Origin of the sequence: Sulfurovum sp. AR (assembly GCF_000296775.1) — a bacterium.
Taxonomy (GTDB): Bacteria; Campylobacterota; Campylobacteria; order Campylobacterales; family Sulfurovaceae; genus Sulfurovum; species Sulfurovum xiamenensis.
Genome location: NZ_AJLE01000002.1, coordinates 131,096 through 156,562 on the forward strand (window position 1 = coordinate 131,096; position 25,467 = coordinate 156,562).

Annotated in this window: 29 protein-coding genes; 19 read left to right on the forward strand and 10 right to left on the reverse strand. The window is 37.4% G+C overall.

What is annotated here, in order from left to right:
- Positions 1-5 precede the first annotated feature (5 nt).
- Together SULAR_RS02265 and SULAR_RS02270 are read right to left on the reverse strand one after the other, a co-directional pair.
- Positions 6-1,034: a M14 family metallopeptidase gene (locus tag SULAR_RS02265; RefSeq protein WP_008242579.1), complete on the reverse strand. Its 1,029-nt coding sequence runs from the start codon at positions 1,032-1,034 to the stop codon at positions 6-8.
- A complete protein-coding gene (locus SULAR_RS02270) occupies positions 1,035-2,456 on the reverse strand; it encodes a hypothetical protein (protein ID WP_008242581.1) in 1,422 nt (473 codons plus the stop codon).
- Between the two features lie 433 nt (positions 2,457-2,889).
- Here SULAR_RS02270 and SULAR_RS02275 point away from each other — a divergent pair, with 433 nt between their 5' ends.
- The 4 genes from SULAR_RS02275 to SULAR_RS02290 all read left to right on the forward strand — a co-directional run bounded on the left by SULAR_RS02275 (position 2,890) and on the right by SULAR_RS02290 (position 5,843).
- On the forward strand, positions 2,890-3,384 hold the full coding sequence (locus SULAR_RS02275) for a hypothetical protein (protein ID WP_008242583.1): 495 nt from the start codon (positions 2,890-2,892) through the stop codon (positions 3,382-3,384).
- Between the two features lie 54 nt (positions 3,385-3,438).
- Positions 3,439-4,449, forward strand: coding sequence for an EAL domain-containing protein (locus SULAR_RS02280; protein WP_008242585.1), 1,011 nt, complete (start codon positions 3,439-3,441; stop codon positions 4,447-4,449).
- Positions 4,442-5,194, forward strand: coding sequence for a diguanylate cyclase domain-containing protein (locus SULAR_RS02285; protein WP_008242587.1), 753 nt, complete (start codon positions 4,442-4,444; stop codon positions 5,192-5,194). Before SULAR_RS02280 ends, SULAR_RS02285 begins: the two co-directional genes overlap by 8 nt.
- Before the next feature lie 220 nt (positions 5,195-5,414).
- Positions 5,415-5,843 carry a globin domain-containing protein gene (locus SULAR_RS02290; RefSeq protein WP_008242588.1) on the forward strand — a complete coding sequence of 143 codons (429 nt, stop codon included), beginning with the start codon at positions 5,415-5,417 and terminating at the stop codon, positions 5,841-5,843.
- A 113-nt stretch (positions 5,844-5,956) separates the two neighbouring features.
- On the opposite strand, the gene SULAR_RS02295 is transcribed toward SULAR_RS02290, so the two are convergent.
- Together SULAR_RS02295 and SULAR_RS02300 are read right to left on the reverse strand one after the other, a co-directional pair.
- Positions 5,957-6,700, reverse strand: coding sequence for a DUF4395 domain-containing protein (locus tag SULAR_RS02295; RefSeq protein ID WP_008242590.1), 744 nt, complete (start codon positions 6,698-6,700; stop codon positions 5,957-5,959).
- A gap of 46 nt (positions 6,701-6,746) precedes the next feature.
- On the reverse strand, positions 6,747-8,009 hold the full coding sequence (locus tag SULAR_RS02300; RefSeq protein WP_008242591.1) for an arsenic transporter: 1,263 nt from the start codon (positions 8,007-8,009) through the stop codon (positions 6,747-6,749).
- A gap of 117 nt (positions 8,010-8,126) precedes the next feature.
- On the opposite strand from SULAR_RS02300, the gene SULAR_RS02305 reads away from it, so the two are divergent.
- The 9 genes from SULAR_RS02305 to SULAR_RS10825 all read left to right on the forward strand — a co-directional run bounded on the left by SULAR_RS02305 (position 8,127) and on the right by SULAR_RS10825 (position 15,418).
- The gene (locus SULAR_RS02305; RefSeq protein ID WP_008242592.1) at positions 8,127-8,450 is read left to right on the forward strand and encodes a metalloregulator ArsR/SmtB family transcription factor; all 324 of its coding nucleotides are present in this window, start codon (positions 8,127-8,129) and stop codon (positions 8,448-8,450) included.
- Entirely contained in the window at positions 8,447-8,851 is a 405-nt protein-coding gene (locus SULAR_RS02310) for an arsenate reductase ArsC (protein WP_008242593.1), read from the forward strand. The genes SULAR_RS02305 and SULAR_RS02310 overlap by 4 nt, the downstream gene beginning before the upstream one ends.
- Positions 8,852-9,796 (forward strand): permease, encoded by a 945-nt coding sequence (locus SULAR_RS02315; RefSeq protein ID WP_008242594.1) that lies wholly within the window; start codon positions 8,852-8,854, stop codon positions 9,794-9,796. It begins immediately after the preceding gene.
- 105 nt (positions 9,797-9,901) lie between these two features.
- Positions 9,902-10,135, forward strand: a complete 234-nt coding sequence (locus tag SULAR_RS02320; RefSeq protein ID WP_008242595.1) for a thioredoxin family protein — start codon at positions 9,902-9,904, stop codon at positions 10,133-10,135.
- Between the two features lie 2 nt (positions 10,136-10,137).
- The gene (locus tag SULAR_RS02325) at positions 10,138-10,839 is read left to right on the forward strand and encodes a cytochrome c biogenesis CcdA family protein (RefSeq protein ID WP_008242598.1); all 702 of its coding nucleotides are present in this window, start codon (positions 10,138-10,140) and stop codon (positions 10,837-10,839) included.
- 8 nt (positions 10,840-10,847) lie between these two features.
- Positions 10,848-11,228 carry a thioredoxin family protein gene (locus SULAR_RS02330; RefSeq protein ID WP_008242601.1) on the forward strand — a complete coding sequence of 127 codons (381 nt, stop codon included), beginning with the start codon at positions 10,848-10,850 and terminating at the stop codon, positions 11,226-11,228.
- Positions 11,229-11,388: 160 nt separating this feature from the next.
- Entirely contained in the window at positions 11,389-12,471 is a 1,083-nt protein-coding gene (locus tag SULAR_RS02335; protein ID WP_008242602.1) for an SO_0444 family Cu/Zn efflux transporter, read from the forward strand.
- 81 nt (positions 12,472-12,552) lie between these two features.
- Positions 12,553-13,443: a nitrate ABC transporter substrate-binding proteins gene (locus SULAR_RS02340; RefSeq protein ID WP_008242603.1), complete on the forward strand. Its 891-nt coding sequence runs from the start codon at positions 12,553-12,555 to the stop codon at positions 13,441-13,443.
- Entirely contained in the window at positions 13,433-15,418 is a 1,986-nt protein-coding gene (locus SULAR_RS10825; protein WP_008242604.1) for a bifunctional diguanylate cyclase/phosphodiesterase, read from the forward strand. Before SULAR_RS02340 ends, SULAR_RS10825 begins: the two co-directional genes overlap by 11 nt.
- A 26-nt stretch (positions 15,419-15,444) precedes the next feature.
- Here SULAR_RS10825 and SULAR_RS02350 read toward each other — a convergent pair whose 3' ends face one another.
- The 4 genes from SULAR_RS02350 to SULAR_RS02365 are packed head-to-tail and all read right to left on the reverse strand — an operon-like array spanning position 15,445 to position 18,079.
- The gene (locus SULAR_RS02350) at positions 15,445-15,630 is read right to left on the reverse strand and encodes a hypothetical protein (RefSeq protein WP_008242605.1); all 186 of its coding nucleotides are present in this window, start codon (positions 15,628-15,630) and stop codon (positions 15,445-15,447) included.
- A 1-nt stretch (position 15,631) separates the two neighbouring features.
- Positions 15,632-16,432, reverse strand: a complete 801-nt coding sequence (locus SULAR_RS02355) for a metal ABC transporter permease (protein ID WP_008242606.1) — start codon at positions 16,430-16,432, stop codon at positions 15,632-15,634.
- Positions 16,429-17,217: a metal ABC transporter ATP-binding protein gene (locus tag SULAR_RS02360; RefSeq protein WP_008242608.1), complete on the reverse strand. Its 789-nt coding sequence runs from the start codon at positions 17,215-17,217 to the stop codon at positions 16,429-16,431. The genes SULAR_RS02355 and SULAR_RS02360 overlap by 4 nt, the downstream gene beginning before the upstream one ends.
- 1 nt (position 17,218) lies before the next feature.
- Entirely contained in the window at positions 17,219-18,079 is an 861-nt protein-coding gene (locus SULAR_RS02365; RefSeq protein WP_037999882.1) for a metal ABC transporter solute-binding protein, Zn/Mn family, read from the reverse strand.
- Between the two features lie 118 nt (positions 18,080-18,197).
- On the opposite strand from SULAR_RS02365, the gene SULAR_RS02370 reads away from it, so the two are divergent.
- Positions 18,198-18,689, forward strand: a complete 492-nt coding sequence (locus tag SULAR_RS02370; RefSeq protein WP_008242612.1) for a hypothetical protein — start codon at positions 18,198-18,200, stop codon at positions 18,687-18,689.
- A 47-nt stretch (positions 18,690-18,736) separates the two neighbouring features.
- On the opposite strand, the gene SULAR_RS02375 is transcribed toward SULAR_RS02370, so the two are convergent.
- Both SULAR_RS02375 and SULAR_RS02380 read right to left on the reverse strand, forming a co-directional pair.
- Positions 18,737-19,804, reverse strand: coding sequence for a dipeptide epimerase (locus SULAR_RS02375; protein ID WP_037999883.1), 1,068 nt, complete (start codon positions 19,802-19,804; stop codon positions 18,737-18,739).
- Between the two features lie 64 nt (positions 19,805-19,868).
- Positions 19,869-21,035 carry a DUF819 domain-containing protein gene (locus tag SULAR_RS02380; RefSeq protein WP_008242617.1) on the reverse strand — a complete coding sequence of 389 codons (1,167 nt, stop codon included), beginning with the start codon at positions 21,033-21,035 and terminating at the stop codon, positions 19,869-19,871.
- A 260-nt stretch (positions 21,036-21,295) separates the two neighbouring features.
- On the opposite strand from SULAR_RS02380, the gene SULAR_RS02385 reads away from it, so the two are divergent.
- The 5 genes from SULAR_RS02385 (at position 21,296) to SULAR_RS02405 (ending at position 25,464) form a co-directional block, all read left to right on the forward strand.
- Positions 21,296-21,853 carry a hypothetical protein gene (locus SULAR_RS02385; protein ID WP_008242618.1) on the forward strand — a complete coding sequence of 186 codons (558 nt, stop codon included), beginning with the start codon at positions 21,296-21,298 and terminating at the stop codon, positions 21,851-21,853.
- 33 nt (positions 21,854-21,886) lie between these two features.
- Entirely contained in the window at positions 21,887-22,354 is a 468-nt protein-coding gene (locus tag SULAR_RS02390) for a hypothetical protein (RefSeq protein ID WP_008242619.1), read from the forward strand.
- Between the two features lie 351 nt (positions 22,355-22,705).
- Positions 22,706-23,026: a hypothetical protein gene (locus tag SULAR_RS02395; RefSeq protein ID WP_008242620.1), complete on the forward strand. Its 321-nt coding sequence runs from the start codon at positions 22,706-22,708 to the stop codon at positions 23,024-23,026.
- A gap of 230 nt (positions 23,027-23,256) precedes the next feature.
- On the forward strand, positions 23,257-23,907 hold the full coding sequence (locus SULAR_RS02400; protein WP_008242621.1) for an Hsp20/alpha crystallin family protein: 651 nt from the start codon (positions 23,257-23,259) through the stop codon (positions 23,905-23,907).
- 207 nt (positions 23,908-24,114) lie between these two features.
- Positions 24,115-25,464, forward strand: coding sequence for a phospholipase D-like domain-containing protein (locus SULAR_RS02405; RefSeq protein WP_255344704.1), 1,350 nt, complete (start codon positions 24,115-24,117; stop codon positions 25,462-25,464).
- The last annotated feature ends 3 nt before the right edge of the window (positions 25,465-25,467 follow it).

The window sequence follows — 25,467 nt, forward strand, 5'->3', positions numbered from 1 at the left end:
GAGGATTAAATATTTAATCCTTGATAGTCTTCCAATAGATAACAGAGGCAATCTTGTACAATAATTTTTTTATCCAGAGTGATCATCGCCGGCATGAGCGATTTTTTAAGAGAGATAGAACCGTTATTGTTGGATATCAATTCATCTGTTAGATCCGTCCCATCTTCTGCTGTAACGATAAGGGGTCTCTCCAGGGTGGTATGTGCAAAAACCTCTGAGATGTTAAGCTGGGTGAAGTTGTGACGGTCAAAGTTGGCTACCAGCGTGAGATCAAAACTTCCCTCTTCATCTTCAAAGCCAAATTTGACACCTTCGGCTATTTTAAGCACGGCACTGTTCTGTACCAATTGTAGATCATGAGAAGGAAGGGCTTTATCGGGGAAATGGTCCATATGCATCAGATCATCAATCAGGGCCACGGCTTTGTCTATCCCAAGCTGATTGCCGGGAGTAGAACACTCGAGGGTAATAGCAGGACAGATATCATCAAAGGCCATCGTTGAGACCCCTTTGGGTGTATGGAATACCATCGCAATATGGTTAAAAAAGCTGCTTAAGTACTTGTTCTTCTCATTGACAACGGAGATACAGCCATAAGGCGGGTTTTTCCCTGTATTATTGTGCAGATCAATGGCTGCGAAGAGTTCATCCTCTGTGATCTTCTGCATCACTTGGGCAATAAGTTTTGCTGTAGGTGCATCTGGTTCAGTCGTTCCCGGCCAGCCGCGGTTAAAGTCCAGTTCATGATCAAGTCTACGAACTCCTTGTGATGCTGCTTCTATATTTCCCACAAAAAGCCAGATCGATCTTGGTAGAGTATATCCCTGTGGATCTTTGTACTTTTTGAGGATCTCCTGCATGATCATCAAGCCACTGAACTCATTTCCATGAAGCAGTATAGATATAAACAGGGCAGGGGCTTTATGACCTTTTAGATTTACTAGTGTAGGTCTGTCGAATACTTGTTTAATATCCCGGTAGGAAATATCTAAAAATGCATCGGGTAGTTTGTTCACTATGTTCAGCTTGTTCATCTATAGACCCCACTTATGTACGGGAATATTTTGCTCAGAGTTTTTCATATAATCCTCCATAAGTTTTGGTATGCTGTTATATTTTTTAAAGTGTTCAAGTTGCCATACAGCTCCATTTTGTCCACAGGAGGTTCTCTGTTTGATGATATCCAGATATCCGTCGGCTTTATCTATGCCTAAAACATCAAGCCCCATTTTAGTCATCTTCAATCCATCGTTTAAGATCCACTCTTTCAAAGAAATTTTCTGTGCATTTACAGGTTCATGAAATTTCGTTTGTAATCCTTTCTTTGCTACAGAGTAAAAATCATCTTTTACTGTTTCAAAAGGTATTTTTGTAAGGTTGATCTTTGACTTTACCAAGCCATGGATGAGACCTATAAAGAACCATAGGTTTACTTCTGTATCTATCAGTGTCGGTCCAGAGGGAAGTACACGAAGTTCAAGTCTGAGAGTATGTCTACCATCCTTGTCCTTGCCTAATATAGGACGGATCCATCTCCAGATCGTCCCATTATGGAGATTGAAATGGTGGAGGTCACTTGCAGGTTGGTTTTTTACATCGGCAAAAATAATTTTAAACATTTTGTTCTGTTCAAACAGCTCTTGCCAAGAATCTATATACCCATGTGCAAAATGTACTCTCCTCTCTTCACCATGCTCTCTTCTCTCTTTGTCTCTTGTATCGACAGATTGTTCAAAGATGGTGATACGAGATTCATGCCAGGCCCTTTTCCCCAGCACCAAAGGAGAGTTTGCCCCGAACCCTACCAGTACAACAGAGGCAAGCAGTGCAGCATGATAATATGCGACTGCTTTATCAAAAGGGATCTGTAGATGGATCTGTAGAGATGTTCCGAGTGCTTCAAACATCACATCATCTTTTTGCAAAGAGACTTCATCCTCTCCATGAAACAGGATCTTGACACTTTCATGTCTTAACTCTTTAATACGTTGGGATACCAGGGTATATCTATGCATATCAGATTGGTACAACTCTTTGTTGAAGTGTTCAAGCCTCAGACTTGGAAGCACTCCAAAAAGCCCGATCTTCGCATCAAATTTTTTAGCAGCGTTTTGAGCCTGTTCCCAAAGTGCAACAAGGTCATTGTTTAACGCTTCAGGCGCCCCGGAACCAAGCTCAAAAACATGACCATTGATCTCCATATCATATTTTGCAAGTTCATTGGTAAAAAGAGGGGAGTCTATCGTTTCAAGTATGTTTTTATTGATAGGGTTGGGCTGGTTGTCATTGGTGAGTAGACACACTTCAAGTTCATACCCTATACGGTACGCATTGGAAAAAACTTCGCAACCTTTATCAAAAAGAGTTTTTACATATGCAAACTCAGCATCCAATGCTTTTTGAAAGGCTATAAAATCTTTTTCAGTAAACTCTCTGTGGCTTATCTCACTACCCATTGGATACCTTGTTGTGGATTAACTTCTATAAGTATAACAGAAACAACCCGAATGAAGTAGGGGAGGATGAAAAATATTTTTCTTTCTCATACTTCTTACAGCACTTGAAAATGAAAACATACATAAGTAGGAAGCAGCGTTTCATACTGAATAATGACAAATAAGTGATGAGATCCATATGTTAGATATTTATTAATATTAACAATATTATTCTTGTAGTAACTTATTTGATGTTCTAGTATATTAAAAAATATATTATGACTTAAATAATGCTATACCCCCTATAAATAGGAATTTGAAAGAGTTATTTAAAAGTTACTACATTTTCTTGACATATGTAGTAACTTTTGTGTACAATAGAATTATAAGGTTTAGAGTTTTACACTTTAGAAAACTCTCTAAGAAAAAAGTTTCATGGAGATCGGAGGAAAAGATGCCAATCAGAACTATCACTGACAAGCACTATAAAGGTGTCAGTGAACTCTATCGTAAATCTGATGGGCAAGTCACAGGTTACTATGTGACCTATAGAGATGCTGATGGCAAACCGATCAAAAAAAGAGTAGATGCTCAGACCAGAGATGAAGCTCTACTTAAACTGATGGAAATTAAACATCAAGTCGACTTAGACAAAAAAGGAAAGAACATGGGTGCAACTCTTTCTCAACCAGATAAAAAAATATTGGCCGATGAAAACAAAAAGAGACAAGTTTCTGCTATATCATCAGGGAAAACGATGCAGGATCACCAAAAAATGATCTCCAGATACAATGATGTTGCTATCGTTTCACTGATCGACATCGTTGCCTTTGATGATATCAATATCCTCTATGGATATGAAACAGGTACACGCATTGTGAGTGAAATGCAAACGATGATCAAAGGTACCCTTCAAGAGATGGAGTCTAAAGAGATATTTAGAACATAGGGTGTTGGGGTATTATCCTACGATATCTATCATGTCTATGCAGATAAACTCTGTTTGTTCATCAAAAATGATCTAAATCATCGTCTGCTTGAATATGTGGTAAAACAGCTTTCCCAAAGTATTGCAAATCATAGGTTCGTTATATCTGACGATAGCCATATTCATCTCAATGCGACGTTTGGTGCAACAAAGGCAGATAGTTCTGTTAGTTTGCTCTATGCGGAAAAAGCACTGCAGGAAGCAAAAAGATCACAAAAGAACTATGTTTTTTATGACAGTTATGCGATTGATAAGAATGAACATATCGTCAATAAGGTCTATGAGACACTGCTTAACAATATTAAACAAGAGACCGTCACACCATATTTTCAGGGGATATTTGATGCGGATGACAACCATGTCCCGAACAAGTTTGAAAGCCTTATGCGACTGATGGACAGTGAAGGGCATGTATTATCCCCAGCGGCATTTATGGAAAAATCAAAAGAGTACCGTTTATATACACAGTTGATGTCTCAAATGATCGAAAAAGTATTTGATGTCATGGATAAACATGATGTTGCCATGACATTGAACCTCTCTTATCTAGATATCAATAACTCTGAACTTTGTCATACTTTGATGCAACAGATCAAACAAAAGAAAGTCGGTAGCCGTTTAACAGTTGAGATCGTAGAGAGTGAACAGATAGAGGATATTGAACAGGTCAATGAATTTATCTTTTCCCTTAAAAAAAAGGGTGTGCTTATCGCGATAGATGATTTTGGCAGTGGCTTCTCGAATTTTGACAATATCGCTAACCTTGATATCGATTTTGTAAAGCTCGATGGTTCATTGGTATCAAAAATAGATGATGAAAAATACAGGATCATTCTAGAGAATATGGTCAAGATCTGCCATGATCTCGGGATCAAAACCATTGCTGAATATATTAGTGATGAAACTATTATGAGACTGGCAAAAAGTATCGGTGTAGATTATCTGCAAGGGTATCATTTGCATAAACCGGAGCATTGGGAGAGTGTTAGCGCAACATTTGGGCCGAAAGGGGGCAACATTGCATAACAATAACGATAAATTGGTACAAATCACTGAAAAAACAAAGCTTAGGGCGTTAAAGCATGACATCATCCTACCTTCTACATATCTTGAGATATTTATGGAAGAGATGAAAAAAATAGATGATCAACAGCAAGAAAAAAGTATTCACAGTGTTGCAGCAGATGAGGATGAGATCATAAACACTATGCAGTCACTGAAACAAATGGAGCAACATTGGTTTGATTCAGGTAGAGACTATATGAAGGAGCTGAATGTTCTGCGGTCTGCTATGGACACTCTGCGTACACAACTCTTTTCAGATGATATTTCGAAGAGTAAAAACCGATTATGGATCTTTAAAGATAAGCTTAATAATAATGAAACATTTAATGATCGCGGATTTTTGATCAGTATCAAGATAACCGATTATGACAGGATCATTAGTGAGTATGATACGAATATAGGTAATAGACTCTTAAAACAGGTCAGTGACTATATGATTGGTTATCTGGACCAGAAGCATTGCCATTATGAGATCGTGCGTTATTCGGAGGATAACTTTCTGATCTTTTTACATGGGTTGAATGAAAATGAAGCAGAAGAACATCTACACAATATGCAAAATGAGATGTCAAATTACAGCTTCAAACACCGTAATAGGGTATTTAACCTGACATTTAACGCTGCACTTATGCACTATATAGAAAATGAATCTTTTGCATCGGTACTGGGTCAGTTAGATGACAAACTTTTTGAAAATAGTTTGTAACCATCTTTGATGGTTACAATATACCTAGAAACATACAAGTAAATAAAAATCACTCCTAACCATTTTCAATTTTTTATTCTTTAAATTAGTCTAATGTATTACTTGAATCACTCTTATTTATAGTTTGTATTGATTAATAATTATACAATATTTTGTATATATAGGATTCATAATAGTAATATAATAATATATATTCAAACAATAAAATAAAGGAAAAGCAATGGTACTCTCAGAAAAAACAGTTGAGATATGTAAAAAAACAGCACCGTTACTAGTAGAATATGGAGAAGCTATTACTACGAGAATGTATGAGATCTTGTTTATGAATTATCCTGAGACAAGAGCTCTTTTTCCTGAAGCACTTGAAGCGCAGTACAAAAAACTTGCAGGGGCTATCGTTGCATACGCAGCCAATATAGATAAGCTTCATGTGTTAAGTCATACGGTAGATGACATTGCAAAAAGGCATGTAACAAGCAATGTGAAGTCTGAGCACTATCCCATGGTGGGTGCTTCTTTACTACAAGCCATTAAAGATGTGCTGGGTGATGTAGCAAGTAAAGATGTCATTGATGCCTGGAAAGAGGCGTATTTCTTTTTGGGAGATATACTGATAGGAAGAGAAAAAGAGCTCTATGCTGCTAGATAGACTGTCTTTGTCTGTTACGTACCTCAATTGAGCGAATTTTCAACGTATAATGAGTTTTGGCATTTCTAAAGACCATACCCATGCAGATATATTTGACGAAGATATCGATAGAATTAGAGATCCTCATCGTCATTGAAGAATGCATCCTCTTCAGCTTGCTCTTTTGCTGCTTGTATCGCATCAAGTTCCGCCTGACTCATCATCATCGTTTTCATCTTTTGGACAAACACAGTTCTGTCGGGTAGTTTGGTAAAATAGGCATAGATACCGTATCCCATGACCAGTACCGTGGAGATAAGGATAACCTTTTGAGCTACTGAAAAGGTTTGGATAGGCTCTTTTATCTTCATTTCACATACACCGCCTGGACAGTACTTCGGATCTTTTCTTTTGACCCATTCGAAGATCTTACAGCCCAGGCAGATAGAGAAGGCCGCCTCGAAGAAGAGCAGTGCCATACAGATCAAACACACCAGTGCTTTAAGCGGGTTAGGCTGGAAATCAATGACCAGATAGTAGAACATTGGCCATGCCAGTATAAATCCCAGTACCCATGCAAAACGTTTTTGTGCAGCTCCGACATACTCAGGTCTCTGGTTCTGTACAAAAAAACGTCCGAGCATCAAACTGGGCGCATATCGTGGCTGAATGATACGCATCGTAAAGTCGATAGCAAAAAATGTTACAAAATATTTAGAAAAGACTGCCGTATGCAGCATGATCCCGTTCATTAGTCCAAGAAATGCACCGACAAACAGTATAGCTGCTGCCGCACGTGCTTCTCTTTCATTCAGCATACCTATCTCATATCCTGGTACCTTTTCGCCATAGGCAAAAAACTCTTTTAGATTTATCATATTTTTCTCTCTTTCTTTACGTTTTACATGAGTAGTCATAAAAAATTTATATTAGACCGAGTAAGGCTATCAGTAATACAGGCGGTGTGATCACAAGTCCCACTTTCATATATTCTCCCCAGCCTATTTTTACACCTTTTTGTGCAAGAACATGAAGCCAAAGGAGGGTGGCCAGTGAGCCGATAGGGGTCATTTTAGGACCGAGGTTTGAGCCAAGTATATTGGCATAGACCAACGCTTCATTTCCTGTATATCCTACCTGATTGATGGCGATGTCCATCACCATGATGGTCGGCATATTGTTCATCACAGAGCTGAGACCCGCAGCAAGAAAACCTGTACCTATGACCGCCATGGCTTCACCCTGTGTCTGGAGTGCACTGATCCATGAGGCTACGGTGTCGGTAAGTCCTGCATTTTTAAGTCCGTAGACCACAACATAGAGTCCTATGGAGAACCAAACCACCTGCCAAGGCGCAGCTTTGATGGTCATGAGGGGTTTGGTCGCTTTATAATGGTTTGCTATGGCTAAAAATATCAGTGCTCCGCCAAGTGCAAACACAGAGACGGGAAGGTCATAAAAGTCACCGATAAAGTAACCCGTCATCAACAATCCCAAAAACCACCAGCTCAATTTAAACATGGTCTGGTTTTTAATGACTGAAGAGGCCTCTGGAAGTGTAGATACATCAACTTTTAATGGAATTTCCTTACGGAAATAGATCCACAAGACGACAATAGAAGCGAAGATTGACAGAAGATTAGGCAGGAACATATTTTTTGCATATTCGATAAAACCGATGTCAAAGTATCCGACAGTTACGATGTTGGTAAGGTTTGAGATCACCAGAGGGTTGGATGCACTGTCACCGATAAATCCTCCAGCCATCAAAAATGCAAAGATAGCCAACGGATTCATTTTTAAGTACTTCATCTTGGCCAGTAGAATAGGGGTTAAGATGAGTGCTGCTCCATCATTGGCGAAGAATGCGGCAACAAGTGCACCAAGAATTAAGATATAGACAAACATCCTGTTCCCACTGCCTTTGCTTAATTGTGCCATTTTAATCGCTGCCCATTCAAAAAAGCCTATCTGGTCCAGTATCATGGAGAGAATGATGATACCTATAAATGCCAATGTGGCATCCCATACAATGTCTATCACGGTAAAAACATCCGTATAACTCACTACACCCAGAAGCAGGGCGGCTACTGCACCGATGACAGCTGTTGTACCTATTTGAAGACCACGAGGCTGCCAGATCACAAAAACCAAGGTTATTAAAAAGACTGAAATTGCCAAAAACATATAAACTTCCTATAAATTTAATTTGGTAACTATATCGAAAGTTAAATAAATATATCAAGATATCTTGATTTAGTAATTAAAATCTGCTACAATTTTATGAATATGCTAGGAGTGATGATGGAAGTTTTTTTAAAAAGTGTTGCTGCACTTAATGATGAAACAAGAGTGTTGATCCTGCGTTTTCTTGATAAATACGGGGAGACATGTGTATGTGACATGCAGATATCATTTGACATGATACAGTCCCGCCTTTCACGCCACCTTAAGATTCTAAAAGATGCAGGATTTTTACGAGTAGAGCGTAAAGGAACCTGGGCATATTACTCCATTCGAAAACCGTTGGACCGCTTTCGCAGTGAAGCATTGGAAGAGATCCGTTATTTGGATATGAATCTTCCTGAATTAAAGAACATATCACAAACACAAGGATGTAAAGTATGAAAAAAAATGTATTGATCTTATGTACGGGAAACAGTTGTCGTTCTATTATGGGAGAGGCACTGATCAATGCTAAACTCGGTGATTGTGTCTTTGCTCAAAGTTCTGGTGTCAAAGCAAGTGGAAAAGTTAATCCCAATGCTCAGGCACTGTTGGAGTCAAAAGGGTTCTGGAGGGATGAATATCACTCAAAAGTGATCGAAACAGTGCTGAATACACCTTTTGATCTGGTTGTGACTGTATGTGACCATGCAAATGAGACATGTCCTATGTTCCCAAAAGCAGTGAAGACGATACATGTAGGATTTGAAGATCCAAGCGGCAAGGCGGTAGAAGAGTATGAAAAAACACTCAATCTTATTGAAAAAGAACTCCTTCCTATCATCAAAAATGAGCTTTGCTAAATGTGGTATGAACTCACCAAAGAGTTTATCTACGGTATTGTAGGGCTTGAAGGAAAGTTGGCGGATGCCTTACACTTTTTTATCTATGATACTGCCAAGATATGGTTTTTACTGCTTACGATCATTTTTGCCGTTTCCTTTTTGAGAACATGGGTCAATACAGAATACGTTCGTGCACATCTTCAGGGTAAATCTGCGCTTTACGGGCATGTAGGTGCTTCACTGTTCGGGATCATCACACCATTTTGCTCCTGCTCTGCGATCCCTCTTTTTTTAGGTTTTATTCAAGCAAGGATCCCGGTAGGGGTTACCTTTAGTTATCTTATCTCTGCTCCTATGAACAATGAGATTGCCATAGCAATGCTTTTTGGGCTTTTTGGATGGAAGGTTACAGCTATATATATCGGTTTTGGGCTGATGGTTGCCATCATCGGCGGTTACTTTATCGGAAAAATGGGTGCTGAAAAAGAGATACTGTTGGATGTGAAACCAATTGATTCTGAACTGGAAGCCGGGCTTGTCTCGCTGACAGTCAAAGAGAGAGCAAATGAAGCATGGGGCTATACCTTGGATATTTTTAAGAAAATTTATCTGTATGTATTACTTGGTGTAGGTGTAGGAGCGTGGATACATGGGTATATCCCGACTGATTTTATTGCTCGTTATACAGGGGAAGGTAATCCGTTTGCCGTGATCATCGCTGTGATGATGGGTATACCTATGTATTCTAATGCGGCAGGTGTTATGCCTTTAGTAGAAGTACTCACCGGCAAAGGGATGCTTTTGGGCACGGCACTCAGCTTTATGATGGCTGTCACAGCATTGAGTTTACCCGAAGCACTGATACTAAAAAAGATCATTTCAATAAGACTTATTGGATTATTTTTCGCCATAGTCGGAAGTGGTATCATCATCATCGGGTATCTTTTTAATACTATTTTATAAAGGAGAAATAATGTTTAAAGTCAATCATACCAACCGATGTATAAAAGCTTTTCTTGGTGGCTTGAATGCTAAAGAGTTAGAACCAATAATGAAGGAGTGTTTGTTATGAAGATCGAAGTATTAGGAACCGGATGTGCCAAGTGTGTTGCCTTGGAAAAGGTTGTAAAAGAAGCTGTTGCGAAAAGCGGAAAGTTCGCCCAAATAGAAAAAGTCGATGATATCATGAAGATCATGGAGTATCAGGTAGTGAGTACACCTGGACTTGTGATAGATGGTAAAGTTGTAAGTACAGGAAAACTATTGAGTGTAGATGAAGTTGTTGCACTGATAAACGGATAATGATGCAAGAGAGTATACTTGCCTTACTAGAATCAAATTCTCTTCTGGCATTTCTCGGTGCTTTCGGTGCAGGGAGTATTACAGCTATCGCTCCATGTTCTTTGGTGTCTGTACCACTTTTAGTAGGAAGTTCTGTAGCTCTGAATAAAGATTTGGAAGGTAGAAAAAAAGCATTCTATACCTATGCCTTTGCAACTTTGTTCGCTTTAGGTGTCATGATCAGTTTTTCTATTTTGGGATTTATTGTCGCCAAATTTGGAGGTTTTTTTTCAGTTGCACCAGTTTGGGCATATTTAGCTGCCTCATTTTTGAGTATATCAATCGGTTTGTATGCTTGGGGAGTTTTTGGTCAAATTGATAAATCTTCACTTATGATGCATCTGATCAAGTTTCGCCTCTTTGGAGGGTTCCTGATAGGAGTTATCTTTGGTCTAGTGAGTACACCATGTGCATCAGCACCTCTTGTTTCGATCATTACCATTGCGGCAAACAGTGGATATATGTATGCTTATGCCCTTATTCTGACATTTGCTTTAGGACATTCAATGCTTCTTTTGATTGCAGGTATTTCAGTTGGTTTTGCACAAAGTATATCATCAAGTGTAGTAGTTGCAAAAGTGTCGAATTCCATCAATAAAGGCTTTGCGTTGATGCTTATAGGTATAGGTTTCTATTTTGCCTGGCAAGCCGTTTTACAGTTTTAGGAGATAAAATGAAATTAATCATAACAGTTTTTTTAGTGTTTTGTGTATCAATGGCTTTTGGTGAAGACCATATGCTTAAAGAGAGTTCATACAAGAAGATACAGCAAAGTATCGGTAAGGGGAAACCTTACTTCTTAGAAGTAGGTTCAGATACTTGTCATAGCTGCAAGATCATGGGCAGTATGCTGTATAAAATAGTACAGGAAAACCCTGTGTACAATATCCATTTCATCAATGTAAAAAAAGAGCGTGAAGCCGCTTCAATCCTTAATATAATGATGATTCCAACTCAAATTATTTATGATAAAGAAGGTAAAGAGGTTTACAGACATATCGGTTTGTTAAGTGAGGATGAACTGGTTCAATTATTTATTAGGTATCAGTTTTAAATCTAAAAATTTTACACCTTTTCAAATTCGTCATGTAAGTTAAATTTTAGAGTCTTTTTGAGTCACTGACCTTGGATACAAGATATAATGATATACAAATGTTTTCAGGTTTTATTTATGGGAATAAAGTTATACATGTATAAATATTTTAAGGAAATCTATGGAATACATCACTGAATTTATCACTGCACTGATAGAGCTTAGCAATGCGATGGCTCCCTACATACTTTTTGGTCTGATATTTGCAGGTATTTTGCATGAGTTTGTGCCCGATACCCTTGTAACCAAACATTTAGGGAAAGGCAATATATTCTCTGTGATCAAAGCCACGCTTTTTGGTATTCCCCTGCCTGTATGTTCATGCGGGGTGATCCCTTTGGCGACTAGTATTAAAAAGAGTGGTGCAAGCAAAGGATCGACACTTTCATTTTTGATATCCACACCTATAACAGGAGTAGATTCTATTATGGCAACCTATGGGATATTTGGATGGATATTTACGATTTACCGTGTCATTACTTCTATGATCATAGCAATGGTGTCAGGTATTCTGGCCAATCTTTTTGATAAAGAGGTGGCAGCCGTAAAACCTGCATTTTCTGCTGTGAAAGCACCTAATACCTTCTCTCCTGTATTTTCTATGGCAAAAAAAGAAGAGGAAAGCTGTTGCTCTGAGTCAGCTTCATGTTGCGCGACAGAAACAAAAAGTTTTTGGCTCACGGGTGCCTTACGGTATGCTTTTATTACCCTTTTAGGTGACATTGCCAAGCCGCTTATGTGGGGTCTGCTTTTGGGTGCACTGATCAGCGTAGCGATCCCTCAAAGCATCAGCGATATCCTTATAGAGTATTCATGGCTCTCTTATATCATTGTGATAGCGATTGCGGTGCCGATGTATGTCTGTGCTACGGCATCCTTGCCTATCGCTGCCGGGTTGATGCTCTCAGGTGTGAGTGCAGGAGCAGCTTTTGTCTTCCTCTCTGCAGGTCCTGCAACCAATACCGTGACCATAGGGGTAGTAAAAAAAATGCTTGGAACACGCTCGCTTACGATCTATTTGGGAAGTATCATTGTGGGGAGTATTGTGTTTGGCTTAGGATTGGACTATATCTTTTCTACATCTGAGATCAATCCTGCTTCTTTAGTGCATATAGAGGAAGAATCAGGAATAGTCGCGATAGGGAGTTCTATAATACTGTGGGGGCTTGTGGGGTATCTTCTTCTCATACGAAAAGCTAGATAGATTAAAGATAAAATAGATACAATAGTAAATATTATATTTTATTATACACAATAATCCTTTCGTTTCAAAAGGTTGACAATATTGAAAAATAACTTTATAGTGTTTGCTTTTGTTATATTTTCTATAGTAATCGGTTGTACCATTTCTATTTCTCAGCCATTACGTATCTCTACAAATTTATGGATCGGCTATTCTCCATTTTTTTATATGCAACAAAAAGGGTGGCTGAAAGATCACAACATAGAAATCGTTAATGTGGTTTCACTCTCTGAAAATATGCAAATGTATGAATCAGGTTTTGTCAATGCATTTACCGGAACACAATATGAATTTGAACAAATGCAGAAAAAAACGCCAGATTTAGAGCCTATAATACTACTTGATCGTTCTATTGGCGGAGATGTTATCATGGGAAACCGTGATATAGAAACATTGCAAAAGGCTCAAAAAATAAATGTCTATTTAGAGATAGATAGTGTCAATAAAGTATTGCTTGATAATTTTACAGAGTTATATGGTATTAACCTATCAGTGTTACACTTGATCAATAAAGATTCAGATAATAGTTCCATGCTTGAAATGAAAGATGAACCTACACTTATCATTACCTATACACCTTATGACATTCTGTTGAAAAAAAATGGATATAAAGTAGTGGATACGACAAAAAATCTCTCTTTTTTTGTGATGGATGCACTCTATACCGATCTGAAAACAAGAGAAAAATATGCAGAAGAACTGGCCGTATTGAACAAATTGATCTCTAAAGCATTGAATCATTTAAAAGAAGACCCGGAAGAGTATTTTTCTACGGTTCAGATCTACTTTAATTATAAAGATAAAAATGCGTTTTTGCAGGCACTTACTTCTATACAGTGGATCTATGATGACCGTTCATTACCTCTTATGAAGCAGCTGGAATTACATCACATTCCAGCCCACAATATATTGGAACCGGTAGATGAGTTTTAAAAAATTAAATTTGACATTCATGGTATTGTTTGTTGGATTTTTTGTTATAACAATACTTTTACATTATACCCAGACCGTAAAACATATCCATACTATTATGATCGATAATTTACGAGAATCAGTGTCGGATATGAAGTTTGATATTAAAGCGATACTAAATAATCAAGATACGATTAACCTAAAAGCGTATCTTGATCGACAAAAAGCAGGATCACGTATGATCAAAGAGATTTATGTAGTTAAAGAGGACGGCACACTTTTACGTACATCAGATTATTTATATGAAAAGAATTATTTCAAAGAGGAAAATACTATCTCTTTACGTCAACTGAATACAGATAATATATCGAATATAGATCTGTTACGTTCAGATATTAAAGTGATCGATCATGATAATATAGTTCATTATAGTATGTATGTAAAGATGGACAAAAAATATATAACTAATAGTGTTCAACAGCGTATTGGAGTACAGATTATCTATCCATTACTCTTTTTTATCGGGGTAGTAATATTTTATTTACTCTATATTAAAAATCTTATCATGAAGCCGATCATGATCGTCGACGATTTTTTACGTGGAATTGTCCAGAGAATTCCAAAATTTTACATACGGGAGTTTAATCATCTCTCCCAAAATTTACAGAATAATCTAAAAGAGTTAAAAGAACTTGCCTATTTTGATACTTTAACAGGTGTATATAATCGAAAGGCAATTGAAGAGATCTTGAAAAAAAAGATCATTGAAGCAAAAAAAAATAAACATCCTTTTGCTGTAGTAATGATCGATCTTGACCACTTTAAAAAGGTCAATGACAATTATGGTCATGATATAGGTGATCTACTGTTAAAAGAGATAGCTAAAGTATTACAATCTGAGATACGCACACTAGATCATATTGGACGATTGGGTGGTGATGAGTTTCTAATCATTATTGATACAATCAATAATGTTGATATTTTTTTGAAACTTCAGAAACTAATTGCAAAATTTAAAGAACCATTCCATATAGAAGGAAATGATATTATTATCGGTATGAGCATTGGTGGTGTGATGTATCCTGAAGATGGTAATGATGTGATAACTTTGCTTAAAAATGTAGATATAGCAATGTATCAGGCGAAACACGAAGGACGTAATAGGGTCGTTTTCTTCTCAATAGAGCTTGGAAAGAAAATTCAATCAGAGATAGAACTTGAAAAAGAGATTAGATATGCTTTTGAACATAATGAATTTAGTTTAAAATATCAGCCTATTATTGACATTAGCAGTGGGAAAGTAGTAGCTGTGGAAGCATTGATACGCTGGGAACATCCAGTCAAAGGGACAATTTATCCAACTGAATTTATTCCTTTTGTTGAAAAAGGATGTTGCGTGAAAGAAATAGGGGTATGGGTATTTGATAGAGCATGTAAACAGCAAAAAGAATGGTCGAAGAATGGGATCGATGTTAATATGTCTATTAATCTTTCTGTCAAGCATATGCATGCAACCAATTTTTATGATGTGATGAATGCCATTATAAAAAAATATGATGTAGATATAAAAAAAATAAGTTTAGAGATCACAGAATATACATTAATGCAGTATAGAGAAACCACTATGGCAATGTTGAATAAAATGCAGCATGATGGTATGACTTTCCGTTTGGATGATTTTGGAACAGGCTATTCCTCATTAACGTATTTGAAAGATACACCCATTTCTTCGATAAAGATAGACAAAAGTTTTATTGATGGAATTACACCAGATAAAAAACCCGTTCATTTATTGAATGCGATCATAAATCTTTCACATGCCATAGATGTGACGACTATCGCAGAAGGAGTAGAAGAAGCATATCAGGTAGAGTATCTTAAAGAAATAGGATGTGATATGATACAAGGATATTATTATTCAAAAGCTTTGGATGGTAAAGCATTTGAATCCTATTATCAGTCTAGAGAGTCTGATAAAGAGAAAAGTATTGAATGATATATAGTCAAGGGGGGGATAAAACTTTAAAGCCCCAAAACTGTACCCATAGAAACACTTCCATGGACACCGCTTTCACTGTCTGCATATACTTCTGTAGTAGCGATACTGTCAGATGAGGCGACGCCTCCTCCCACACCTACACCTATACGAGGTGAGCATGCAGTGAAACATAGAAGCAGTAAAAAAGCCAGAGTGATCATTTTTAGCATCTTATTTTTCTTTATGAAAAAGTAAAAAAGTACCCAGAGAAACAGCAGATACGATAATAATAGAAGCACCTGAGGTCAGATTATAGGTATAGGAGAACCATAAGCCCACAAGTGTAAAAAGTGTTGCAATGGCTCCTGAGAGGAACATCATAGAAAACAGAGAGCTTGAAAGCTTTTCTGCGATATATACAGGAATGGTAAGCATCGCTATGACCAGGATCAGTCCTACCACTTTAATGGCTATGACAACCGTAAGTGCTGAGAGTATCAGTATGAGTGTGTAGAAAAATCTGACATTGACATCACGTAGACCTGCATATTCGCTGTCATAGGAGACGGCTAAAATATCTCTATACCAGAAGGTGATAACCATAAGTATAAGTACAAGTAAAGTACCCATAAAGTAGAGATCTTCAGAACTTACTGCTAGTATAGAACCAAAAAGATAACTCATAAGATCTACATTATATCCGGGGGTAAGGTCAACAAATATTACACCGATCGCCATACCCACTGCCCAAATAAGACCGATAAAGGTATCCATACGATGACGTTTTTTGAGTGTCAGTCCTGCTATAAGCAGGGCAGCACCTACGGCAAAGAGGGAAGCACCCAGAAAAATAGGCAATCCGAAATAGACAGCAAGACCGATACCTCCATAAGAGGTATGTGCAATGCCCCCTGCCAAAAAGACCATCCGATTGACCACGATGAGCGATCCGATGATACCCGCAGCAAAACTAACCAGTAATCCTGCTAAAAGTGCATGCTGTATAAATTCAAACTGGAGCGCTTCTATCATTTTTTTGTTCTCCATTTTGGTGTAGGTTCGGGTTCACAACTGTCGCAGTTCTCACGGCCTAACATTTGCAGCAGCTCTACTTCACAGAAATGGTCCTCATCACCATGAGTATGGAAAGTCTTTGTTTTGTCTGAAATGTCGTGATAGGAGAGACTTTTATTAACATGGGCTGCTTTGTTAGCATATTCTAATATGACAGAGATATCGTGGCTGACTACCAGTATGGTAATACTTTCATTGAGTTTTTTTATCAACTCATAGATCTCTTTTTGTCCTGAGATATCTATGCTTGATGTTGGTTCATCCAGTATGAGTATTTGAGGATGTGCACAGAGAGCACGGGCTATCATCACTCTTTGACGCTGTCCGCCGGAGAGTGCCCCTATCTTGGTTTGGGCAAAGTTCTCCATACCTACTTGAGTCAAGGCACCCATAGCACAGAGTATTTCCTCTTTACCGTAACCAAAGAGAGGTTTTTTACCTCCCACATGTCCCATCATGACCACTTCAATGACCTTGATAGGAAAGTCAGTGTTCACATTTGTGTTTTGTGGAACATAGCCAATTTGTGTAAGACTCTTTGATGGTGCTTTACCTAAGACAGAGATAGAACCTTTTTGTGGTTTAAGGAGACCTAAAATGAGTTTGAGCAGGGTAGATTTACCTCCGCCATTTGGGCCAATGATGGCTAAGAAATCTTTCTCTTCTACATTTAGGTTAATGTTTTCCAAGATCATCTGCTTGTCATAAGCAAATGAAACATTTTTGATATCAATGACTGACATCTCAGTGCTTACCTGCGATCGCTTTGGCGATATTTATGAGGTTTTCAGACCAGTTGGGTGCCAGGGGTGATACTTTCACTACAGGTATTTGTAACTCTTTGGCAATGATCTTGGCAACAGTATCTGAAAACTCCGGTTGGGTAAAAATGGCTTTGACTTTCTCTTCTTTTGCCTCTTCGAGTAGATGTATCAGTTCTTTGGGCTTGGGCTCTTTACCTTCCACTTCTACAGCTATTTGTTTTAGATTATAGGCTTTAGCAAAGTAGCCCCATGAGGGGTGAAATACCATGAACTTCTCGCCATCTTTTAAAGGTGAAAGTATGTCGGTGATCTCTTGATCAGTCTCATCAATAGAAGTTAAAAACCTATCAAGGTTTTTTTTGTAGTAGTCACTGTTCTCAGGATCTTCTTTCTTTAAGGCGTTATAAATGTTTCGTGCGATGATCTTGACATTTGCAGGGGCTGTCCAGACGTGTGGATCTTCACCTTCATGTTTATGTGCACTGTGATGATCATGTGTCTCTTCTTCATGTTCTGCTTCTATCTCTATTTTGCTGATATTGTCTGCAAGATCAATGATCTGCATATTAGGGTTCAGGTTTTTAAATTTAGATAGCCAAACATCTTCGAATTCCACATCAATGGCAAAGTAAAGATGTGCTTTTGCGATCTCTACCATCTGTGAAGGCTTTGGCTCATAGGTGTGTGGTGAATTACCAGGCTCTACCATAAGGGATACATTCACCTTATCGCCTCCTATCGCTTTGACAAATGTCTGTTCAGGTAAAATGCTTACTACAGCATTGATATTAGAAAATATATATGTAGTTGATAGTAAAAATATTAGCGTGATCTTTTTCATGCAGACATTATAGCAAAAGTGTAATGATATCTTAGTGTATTGCGTAGTGAAAAATTTATATAAATTTGTTATAATTGAAAATAATGCAGTTTTATTATCTTAATGCGAAAGGTATAGTATGCTTACATTTGAAAGAAGAAATAAAAATGACCTGTCATTTCATGAAGATGAGATTAAATTAGCACAAAAAATGATGGATAGATTAAGAAGTACAGTGGAATTTCTTTATTATCTTATGGATCGTAAAGAGGGGTTGTCCTTTACGATGATCCTATTTTCATCTGATGATCTGAAGCTGGAGAGCCTCCTTGATAAGTGGAAGCGTCAAACTGATATTTTGTATGAGATCGATAAAACCAATAATATCTATGTACTTCTTTGCCAGTCCACAGACATGGAGGGTGGAGAACAATTTGCAGAGATCCTGATGTCCAATGTACGTATGCACGGTGGAAAATCCAGCTACTGTGTCCAAACAGAGGTTAAAACAACATCCTACACAATTCAGGAAATTATTTTTACCATGGTGGAAAAATACATTGACATCAGACAGGAGAAAGCATTCAATAAAGTATTCTTTACCAAACTTGGAGAGATCGAATACTTATAGTCTGGGTTGAGAGTATAGACTGCGGCAAGAGAGATCATCTACCTTATCTAATACAATACTCCTAAGCCAATATCTTCAGAGAGCCTGATCTCACTTTCATTAAAAACAATGGATGTCTTTACGGGATGAGAAGCCAATAAACTCACAGCATCCAGATCAAGCATCGTAATGATATCTGCCTTGGCAGAAGCGACATGAACTCCGGCAGCTACAGAGATGGGACCTTCAAGCATACATCCGATCATACATTTGACACCGAATGTTTTAGAGAGATCTGCCAATGCCAAAGCTTGCGTGATACCTGCTGTCTTCGCCAATTTGATATTGACATAGTCTATAGCCTCCATTTCAAGCAATCTTTTTGCATCTTTTACAGAAAATATGGATTCATCTGCAAGTAGGGGGGTCTGGACTCTCTCTTTGATGTAACGTAGTCCCTCTATATCATCTGCTGCAACTGGCTGTTCTATAAATTCAGCGATAATGCCCTGTTTTTCCAAAGCATATAAGAGATCTACACTCTCTTCTGCTGTCCAGCCCTGGTTTGCATCAAGTCTTAGTGTGATATTCTTATCCAGTGCCTCATGTATAGCAATGACGCGTTCCACATCTTTTTTGGGATCATCTCCTATTTTTATTTTCAGTGTATCATAGCCCAGATTCACCGCATTAAGACTGTCTGACACCATTTTGTCAATGTCTCCCATGCTGATGGTAATATCCGTTTTGAAATTTCTTTTTGTACCACCAAGCATTTGATAAAGAGGCTGCTTGAGAGATTTGGCTTTCAAGTCGTAAAGTGCTATCTCAAGGGCAGATTTGGCCGTAGTGTTTTTCAGAATGGATGTGTGTATATTATTTAATATAACATCAAACTCTTCTATATCAAGACCTATGATAAATGGCTTGATATACTCGACAGCAGCGATCATAGAGCCCATGGTCTCGCCTGTAATGACAGGTGTGGGAGCACCTTCACCATAACCTATGGATCCGTCATCACATTCAATGAGAACCACGAGATCCTCCAGAGCATCTACACGACGCAAAGAGGTGACAAAAGGATTTTTAAGCGGTGCTTTGAGTGTCATTGTCCGTATATTGCTTATTTTCATGGAGTGTTCAATTTCCCTTTACATATATTAAATAATTATATCATGGTGTAGTTTATGGCTCTGTTTATTGGGCTATCATCTCTAATATCTTACCCACCATCAGTCCGCCAAAGGTCCCTACGATGTATCCCATCATTGCCATAAGTACACCTATAGGAATGAGTGCTTTTGAGTAAGCTGAGGCCAATATAGGGGCTGAGGCAACACCCCCTATATTGGCTAAGGACGCTACACCCAAAGAGAAAAGGTCAAGCCTAAAGAGTTTTGCAAAGAGTACCATGATACTGCCATGTATAAGAATGATCACAAATCCAGATACGATATAAAGAGGTGCTTCGGTCAGTTCTGTAAAGTTGGCACGTGAAGCGATAAGTGCCACTATCAGGTAGAGCATGATACTTCCAAGTTGTGAATTTCCAGAGAGCTTTGCCAATGGTGTCATAGCAAAGAGTATGCCTGAGAGTGTAGCGATGATAACCACCCATGTGCTCATTGTAAGAAATGGGGTCGTAGGCAGATATATAGCCATAGACTGTGCCAGATAAGAGATGATCAGAGAACTGGCTAGTAAGATAAAAAGAGAGAACAAGCTCATCGGTCTTTTATGTTTTTCATTAAGAAGAGTAAGTTTCTCTCCTACTTCATCTATGATCGAAGTATCAGCCTTGCTCCATAGGTTGAATGTTCTCGAAAAAGGTACCAGAGCAAGCAATATCATTACCCAAATGGCGTAATCTATAGAGTCGATGAGCAGTGTGTACCCCATAGAAGAGTCAGGCAGGTCAAGGGCACCCTGTATGGCTACCATATTTCCCGTACCTCCCATCCAGGAGCCTGAGAGTGCAGCAAAAGCTTTCCATGAACCAGGCTCAAAATAGGTATGGAAAAGAGAAAAAGTACCTATGAATCCGATGGCAATGCTTACAGAGGCCAGAAAGAAAGTAAGTAACATCTTCTTTCCTAGTTTAAAGATCTGTCTCATATCTGCAGAGAGTAACATGAGAAAGATCATGGCTGGAAGCAGGTAGGATTTCAGAAATGTATATGTTTCTGTGATAGATTCGGTTTTTTTCCATAAACCAAAGGTTGAAAAAATCATGACTGTAAAGTAGATGATCACAATGGCTGGAAGAGACTCAAAAAGTTTGTGTTGGGTCTTTTTTTCAAGAAAAACGATGGATGAGGCAATGATGATAAGTAGAACCAAGTAAGCAACACCATTTTCCACCATACACTCATCCTCATACTTTTATGTATTATTATACCGTATGGACTATCAGTTCTAACAAAAACACTAAAATCCAATGAAATTCGTTACAGATGCTAAGTATTAAAATACAAAACAGAAAACCTTAGAAACTTATATACTTTATAAGGTTATTAAAACAAGATGTTTTTGATATACTTATAATATTAACTGTTACATTATAAAGGACACTTTACTCCTTTAATATATCGTCGGCTTTCACAGTCAAAATTAGAGGGAGTACATTGTTTAAGATTTCAAACAAAACATACAAATTAGTATGGATTATCTATCCACTTGCCATTATCATAGGGGTACTTTCTCAAGCTACATTTATACCAAGTCACGGTTATGCTCTTTTTTCTTATGTTTTTATATGGATCTTTGCAATTTGGTTGGTAGTCGTTTCTGTTCCGCATAGGCAAGCGTATATGGAACAGATAAATCTCTTTGGGAAAACTATATCAAAGGAAATAGTTTTATTGTTAGCGATCCCAGTATTTGCACATTTAAATACATTATTATTTTTTAACACTGTGCCTCTAATAACACAGTATATTGATACATCAGACCATACAGCAAAATATACAATAAAGAACAAAGGTACAAGACCTGCGAGAGCTTTTTTAGCCTGTGATCAATATCTTCAACTAGAGGATTCATTTTATTATGGAAAACTGTGTGTAACAAAAGAGTTTTTTGATAGTAAAAGGGCTTTTAACAGACTAAATCATTATTGGGATGATGTTGAAGTTTCTGGACAGAAAAATGTGTTTGGATTTTACATTCATAAGTATCACTAAATGTTTAATAATTAGGAATTAGATGGATGTTAAATGAATAACGTTGTGAATGATAGTTGGTGCTTTAAATACCCTAATGATAAAGATTCTATACGGATAAAAACTATATTCCTATTAATGCTTATAGGTGCTCTAGCATATATTATTGTTGATAAATTTGATGCAGGCAATATGGGAATTTGGGCTCTTGTTTTTTTGGTCTGTGCAGGAGTTCTTGATGTTGCCGCTAAACTTCATCGAATCATGTCATATGATCAAGTTTGTAGAGATGGTGAATACTTGATAATTAAGAAGAATGAAAAAATCCTGAGTAAAATACCTATTTCAAAAATTCATGTTATATCGACTAGAAACCCTTTTAATTTTTCTAGAATTACTTGGTATAGGTTATATCACGATGATACTCTTTTGTTCCATTATCAGACAAATGAAATAGATGACATTGATAATAAAAATATGATTAAAGATGGAATAGTAAATGACAGTAGTATGGTTATATGAGTAACTTTGTCAATACATATTATTAACAATAAATTGGAAAAGGGAAGTGATGTATTGCATAGGACTTATTAGTATTGTTTTGATAGGGGTAGGGGTATTTTTATTTGTTGTTCAAACAATTTATGCTGGCTGTCACCTAAATAGAACTCAGTTTAAAGGTTACGAAAAGATCTCTTAAATACCTTTAGCTATACGTACAGAAGATGAAAAAAAACTAATGAAAGAGAATTGGGCTAGATACTTTTTTACAAAGATTAGAAATATAAGTTTTATGATTGGGTTACCTCTATTGGGTTTAACATTAGTGTTTGATTACATTACTAAATAAAAGACTAAATAAAAGGAGTTCACTTGAAAGCTATCCTTTATCTGTTAAATATTATGTTAGTGTTATTAGTTGTAGCGTGGCCGCTTGGTATTTTCTTGAGTATATTCATGTTCGATGCACCAGTTTCAGGCTCTAATTTTATTACTTTAGGATTAGCATATTCACTTTGGCTTTATCCATTAACTGTACTTTACGGTAGCTATCTTTTCTTTAGGAATCAAAAGTTAGCTACTAACCTAGTTTTGGCTAAATATACATTAATTTCTTTTGTTGGACCTTGTTGTGTCTTGGTCTTTAGTATCATGCTGGAAATTATTTGTAATGGTAAATTTGCTTGTAATTAAACATGGACTATAGCAGGCAAGAAGAACTCAATTTTATAAGGTTTTAGCTATAACATATACTATATGCTGTATCGGCGTCTGTAGGAGATAATTTTGTACCTTTCAATAGAAAGCCTTATAAAATGTTCTATATGGGAAGTTTCACCATGAAAAGTCACAAAAGTGTTAAAAAACGATTAACCTATGTTTTTTATAATTTTTACAACAGTATAGATCATAAGGAGCATAATATGTTTACAAAAAAAATCTCATTTCTTATTTTGCCATTGATAACCATGGTTTCACTACAGGCAAATGATCCTTTTTTTGATGATCCATTCGGCGATGATATTTTTAAAGAGATGTATCAGATGCAAAAAGAGATGGATAAGGTCTTTGAACGTATGCAAGAGCGTATGAATCAACGTACTAAACTCTGGAATTACCCTACGAAACAAACATTCATACCAGGCAATCGTACGAGAACAGCCACTTTATTGGAAGACAAAGGTACCCATTATGAGTACCATACACAAATACCCGAAAATCAAAACAATCAGATAGATATTTCCATTAATGACGGTGTTTTACATTTAAAAGCAACGGTAGATACGATCAAGAAGAGTAACGAGTCGAATATGAAAATGCAACAGCATTACGTGAGCATGATACAACGCAGTGAAACATTACCCCAAGATGCAGATCCCAGAAGTTTAAAAAGCGAATATAAAAATGGCTTGCTTGTTTTAACACTTCAGAAGAAAAAGAGTCTTGCACAGCCTGCAGGAAATGGAAAAGAGGTGAAAAAGCCTAATGAGAGATCAGAAACAGAAAAAATCAAAGAGAAAATTGAAAACAATGGAACAAAGATCAAAGTACCACATACAAGTTCACAGGTTTAATGGATCATAAGAGATCTAGGCCAGAGGCTTATATCTCTCGATAGTTCTGTTTGATACTTATAAAAGTTTGCTTTCAAAACTTCTCTTTATGTTATAATCAATTCATAAAAGGATTGAGGCTTTCAAAACGTATTCAGAGAGGAGTCACCCATCGACGTTACACCTTTACAGTTTATCAGTACTTATTTTCTGGTTATACTTGCCGGTATTTTTGTTTTCTCTGCACTCAGTCATATTCTCTATCAAAAACGCTCTCCTACCAGTATGATCTCATGGATGTTGTCTATTTTCTTTTTACCTTACATTGTTGTCCCGCTCTATTTTCTTATCGGTATACGAAAGCGTGAAGGAAAAAATAAAAAAGAGTATGTGAAGTTTGATCATGCCTGTGAACATCCCCTTCATGAATCAGATGATGCACATCATGCTTTTCAAAATCTTTTGCAGAAGAACGGGATGCCTCCTGCAACAACAGGAAATAGCTTTGAACTGATTACGAATAATACAGAAGCGTATGAACGCATGCTCAAAGAGATCGATCAGGCAAAACAGAGTATCGATATCTGTACCTATATTTTTGAATTTGATACTATGACTAAAGTCATGTTAGGTGCACTTACTAAAAAGGCCGAAGAGGGCATTAAAGTTCGACTACTCATGGACCTGGTGGGCTCTATGGGGGCCAGCTTCAATCAAAAAGGCTTTAAAGCATTAAAAGAAGCGGGTGGGGAAGTGGCATTTTTTACGCCTATTTTGAAAAGACCGTTTCAAAACTATATTAACCTTCGAAATCATCGCAAAATTTATCTCTTTGATCAAACGACCCTGCTCAGCGGCGGTATGAACCTGAGTAATGAATATATGGGAGAAGCGGATGGCACTAAACGCCGGGAAGACCTGCTTTACTGTTTGAAGGGACCTTCTGTTTACCATTTTTATCATATTTTTCAAAATGACTGGATCTATGCGACCAAAGAAGAGAAGAACATAGAGCTTAAGATAGAAGAGTCATGCGAGGGAGAGAGTAGGGTACAAGTGGTTCCCTCAGGTCCGGATATTCCAACCGATGCACTTTATGAGGCACTTTTGAATGCTATCTATAATGCGAAAAAACGTATCTGGATCGTCACCCCTTATTTTGTACCAGATGAAAATATGATACAGGCATTGGTCATAGCCCATCATAAAGGGGTTGATATCAAGTTGATCACCCCTAAAAATTCTGATCATCTCCTGGCGGATATGGGAAGAAGTGCATATATGCGTGAACTCGATGAGATAGGTGCGGACGTGGTTTTGTATGAAGGTGAAATGCTGCATGCAAAGGCCATACTTTTTGATAATGTCGGTGGTATGGTAGGATCGGTCAATTTTGACAATCGCAGTCTTTTTTTGAATTATGAGGTGGTCACATTTGTCTACTCTCCACAATTTATAGAGAGTATTGAAAGTTGGATGAATGGATTGATAAACCATTCAAGTAGAGGAATGGAAAAGCCATCTAAACTGCGTGAAGCTTTTGAAAATGTGATGAAAGTGTTTGCACCACTACTGTAATAT

Coding starts and splice junctions, on each gene's coding strand:
- SULAR_RS02265 (WP_008242579.1), bottom strand. CDS start 1,034: ATGAACAAGCTGAACATAGTGAACAAACTACCCGATGCATTTTTAGAT.
- SULAR_RS02270 (WP_008242581.1), bottom strand. CDS start 2,456: ATGGGTAGTGAGATAAGCCACAGAGAGTTTACTGAAAAAGATTTTATA.
- SULAR_RS02275 (WP_008242583.1), top strand. CDS start 2,890: ATGCCAATCAGAACTATCACTGACAAGCACTATAAAGGTGTCAGTGAA.
- SULAR_RS02290 (WP_008242588.1), top strand. CDS start 5,415: ATGGTACTCTCAGAAAAAACAGTTGAGATATGTAAAAAAACAGCACCG.
- SULAR_RS02295 (WP_008242590.1), bottom strand. CDS start 6,700: ATGATAAATCTAAAAGAGTTTTTTGCCTATGGCGAAAAGGTACCAGGA.
- SULAR_RS02300 (WP_008242591.1), bottom strand. CDS start 8,009: ATGTTTTTGGCAATTTCAGTCTTTTTAATAACCTTGGTTTTTGTGATC.
- SULAR_RS02305 (WP_008242592.1), top strand. CDS start 8,127: ATGGAAGTTTTTTTAAAAAGTGTTGCTGCACTTAATGATGAAACAAGA.
- SULAR_RS02310 (WP_008242593.1), top strand. CDS start 8,447: ATGAAAAAAAATGTATTGATCTTATGTACGGGAAACAGTTGTCGTTCT.
- SULAR_RS02315 (WP_008242594.1), top strand. CDS start 8,852: ATGTGGTATGAACTCACCAAAGAGTTTATCTACGGTATTGTAGGGCTT.
- SULAR_RS02320 (WP_008242595.1), top strand. CDS start 9,902: ATGAAGATCGAAGTATTAGGAACCGGATGTGCCAAGTGTGTTGCCTTG.
- SULAR_RS02325 (WP_008242598.1), top strand. CDS start 10,138: ATGCAAGAGAGTATACTTGCCTTACTAGAATCAAATTCTCTTCTGGCA.
- SULAR_RS02330 (WP_008242601.1), top strand. CDS start 10,848: ATGAAATTAATCATAACAGTTTTTTTAGTGTTTTGTGTATCAATGGCT.
- SULAR_RS02335 (WP_008242602.1), top strand. CDS start 11,389: ATGGAATACATCACTGAATTTATCACTGCACTGATAGAGCTTAGCAAT.
- SULAR_RS10825 (WP_008242604.1), top strand. CDS start 13,433: ATGAGTTTTAAAAAATTAAATTTGACATTCATGGTATTGTTTGTTGGA.
- SULAR_RS02350 (WP_008242605.1), bottom strand. CDS start 15,630: ATGCTAAAAATGATCACTCTGGCTTTTTTACTGCTTCTATGTTTCACT.
- SULAR_RS02355 (WP_008242606.1), bottom strand. CDS start 16,432: ATGATAGAAGCGCTCCAGTTTGAATTTATACAGCATGCACTTTTAGCA.
- SULAR_RS02360 (WP_008242608.1), bottom strand. CDS start 17,217: ATGTCAGTCATTGATATCAAAAATGTTTCATTTGCTTATGACAAGCAG.
- SULAR_RS02365 (WP_037999882.1), bottom strand. CDS start 18,079: ATGAAAAAGATCACGCTAATATTTTTACTATCAACTACATATATATTT.
- SULAR_RS02370 (WP_008242612.1), top strand. CDS start 18,198: ATGCTTACATTTGAAAGAAGAAATAAAAATGACCTGTCATTTCATGAA.
- SULAR_RS02375 (WP_037999883.1), bottom strand. CDS start 19,804: ATGAAAATAAGCAATATACGGACAATGACACTCAAAGCACCGCTTAAA.
- SULAR_RS02380 (WP_008242617.1), bottom strand. CDS start 21,035: ATGGTGGAAAATGGTGTTGCTTACTTGGTTCTACTTATCATCATTGCC.
- SULAR_RS02390 (WP_008242619.1), top strand. CDS start 21,887: ATGAATAACGTTGTGAATGATAGTTGGTGCTTTAAATACCCTAATGAT.
- SULAR_RS02400 (WP_008242621.1), top strand. CDS start 23,257: ATGTTTACAAAAAAAATCTCATTTCTTATTTTGCCATTGATAACCATG.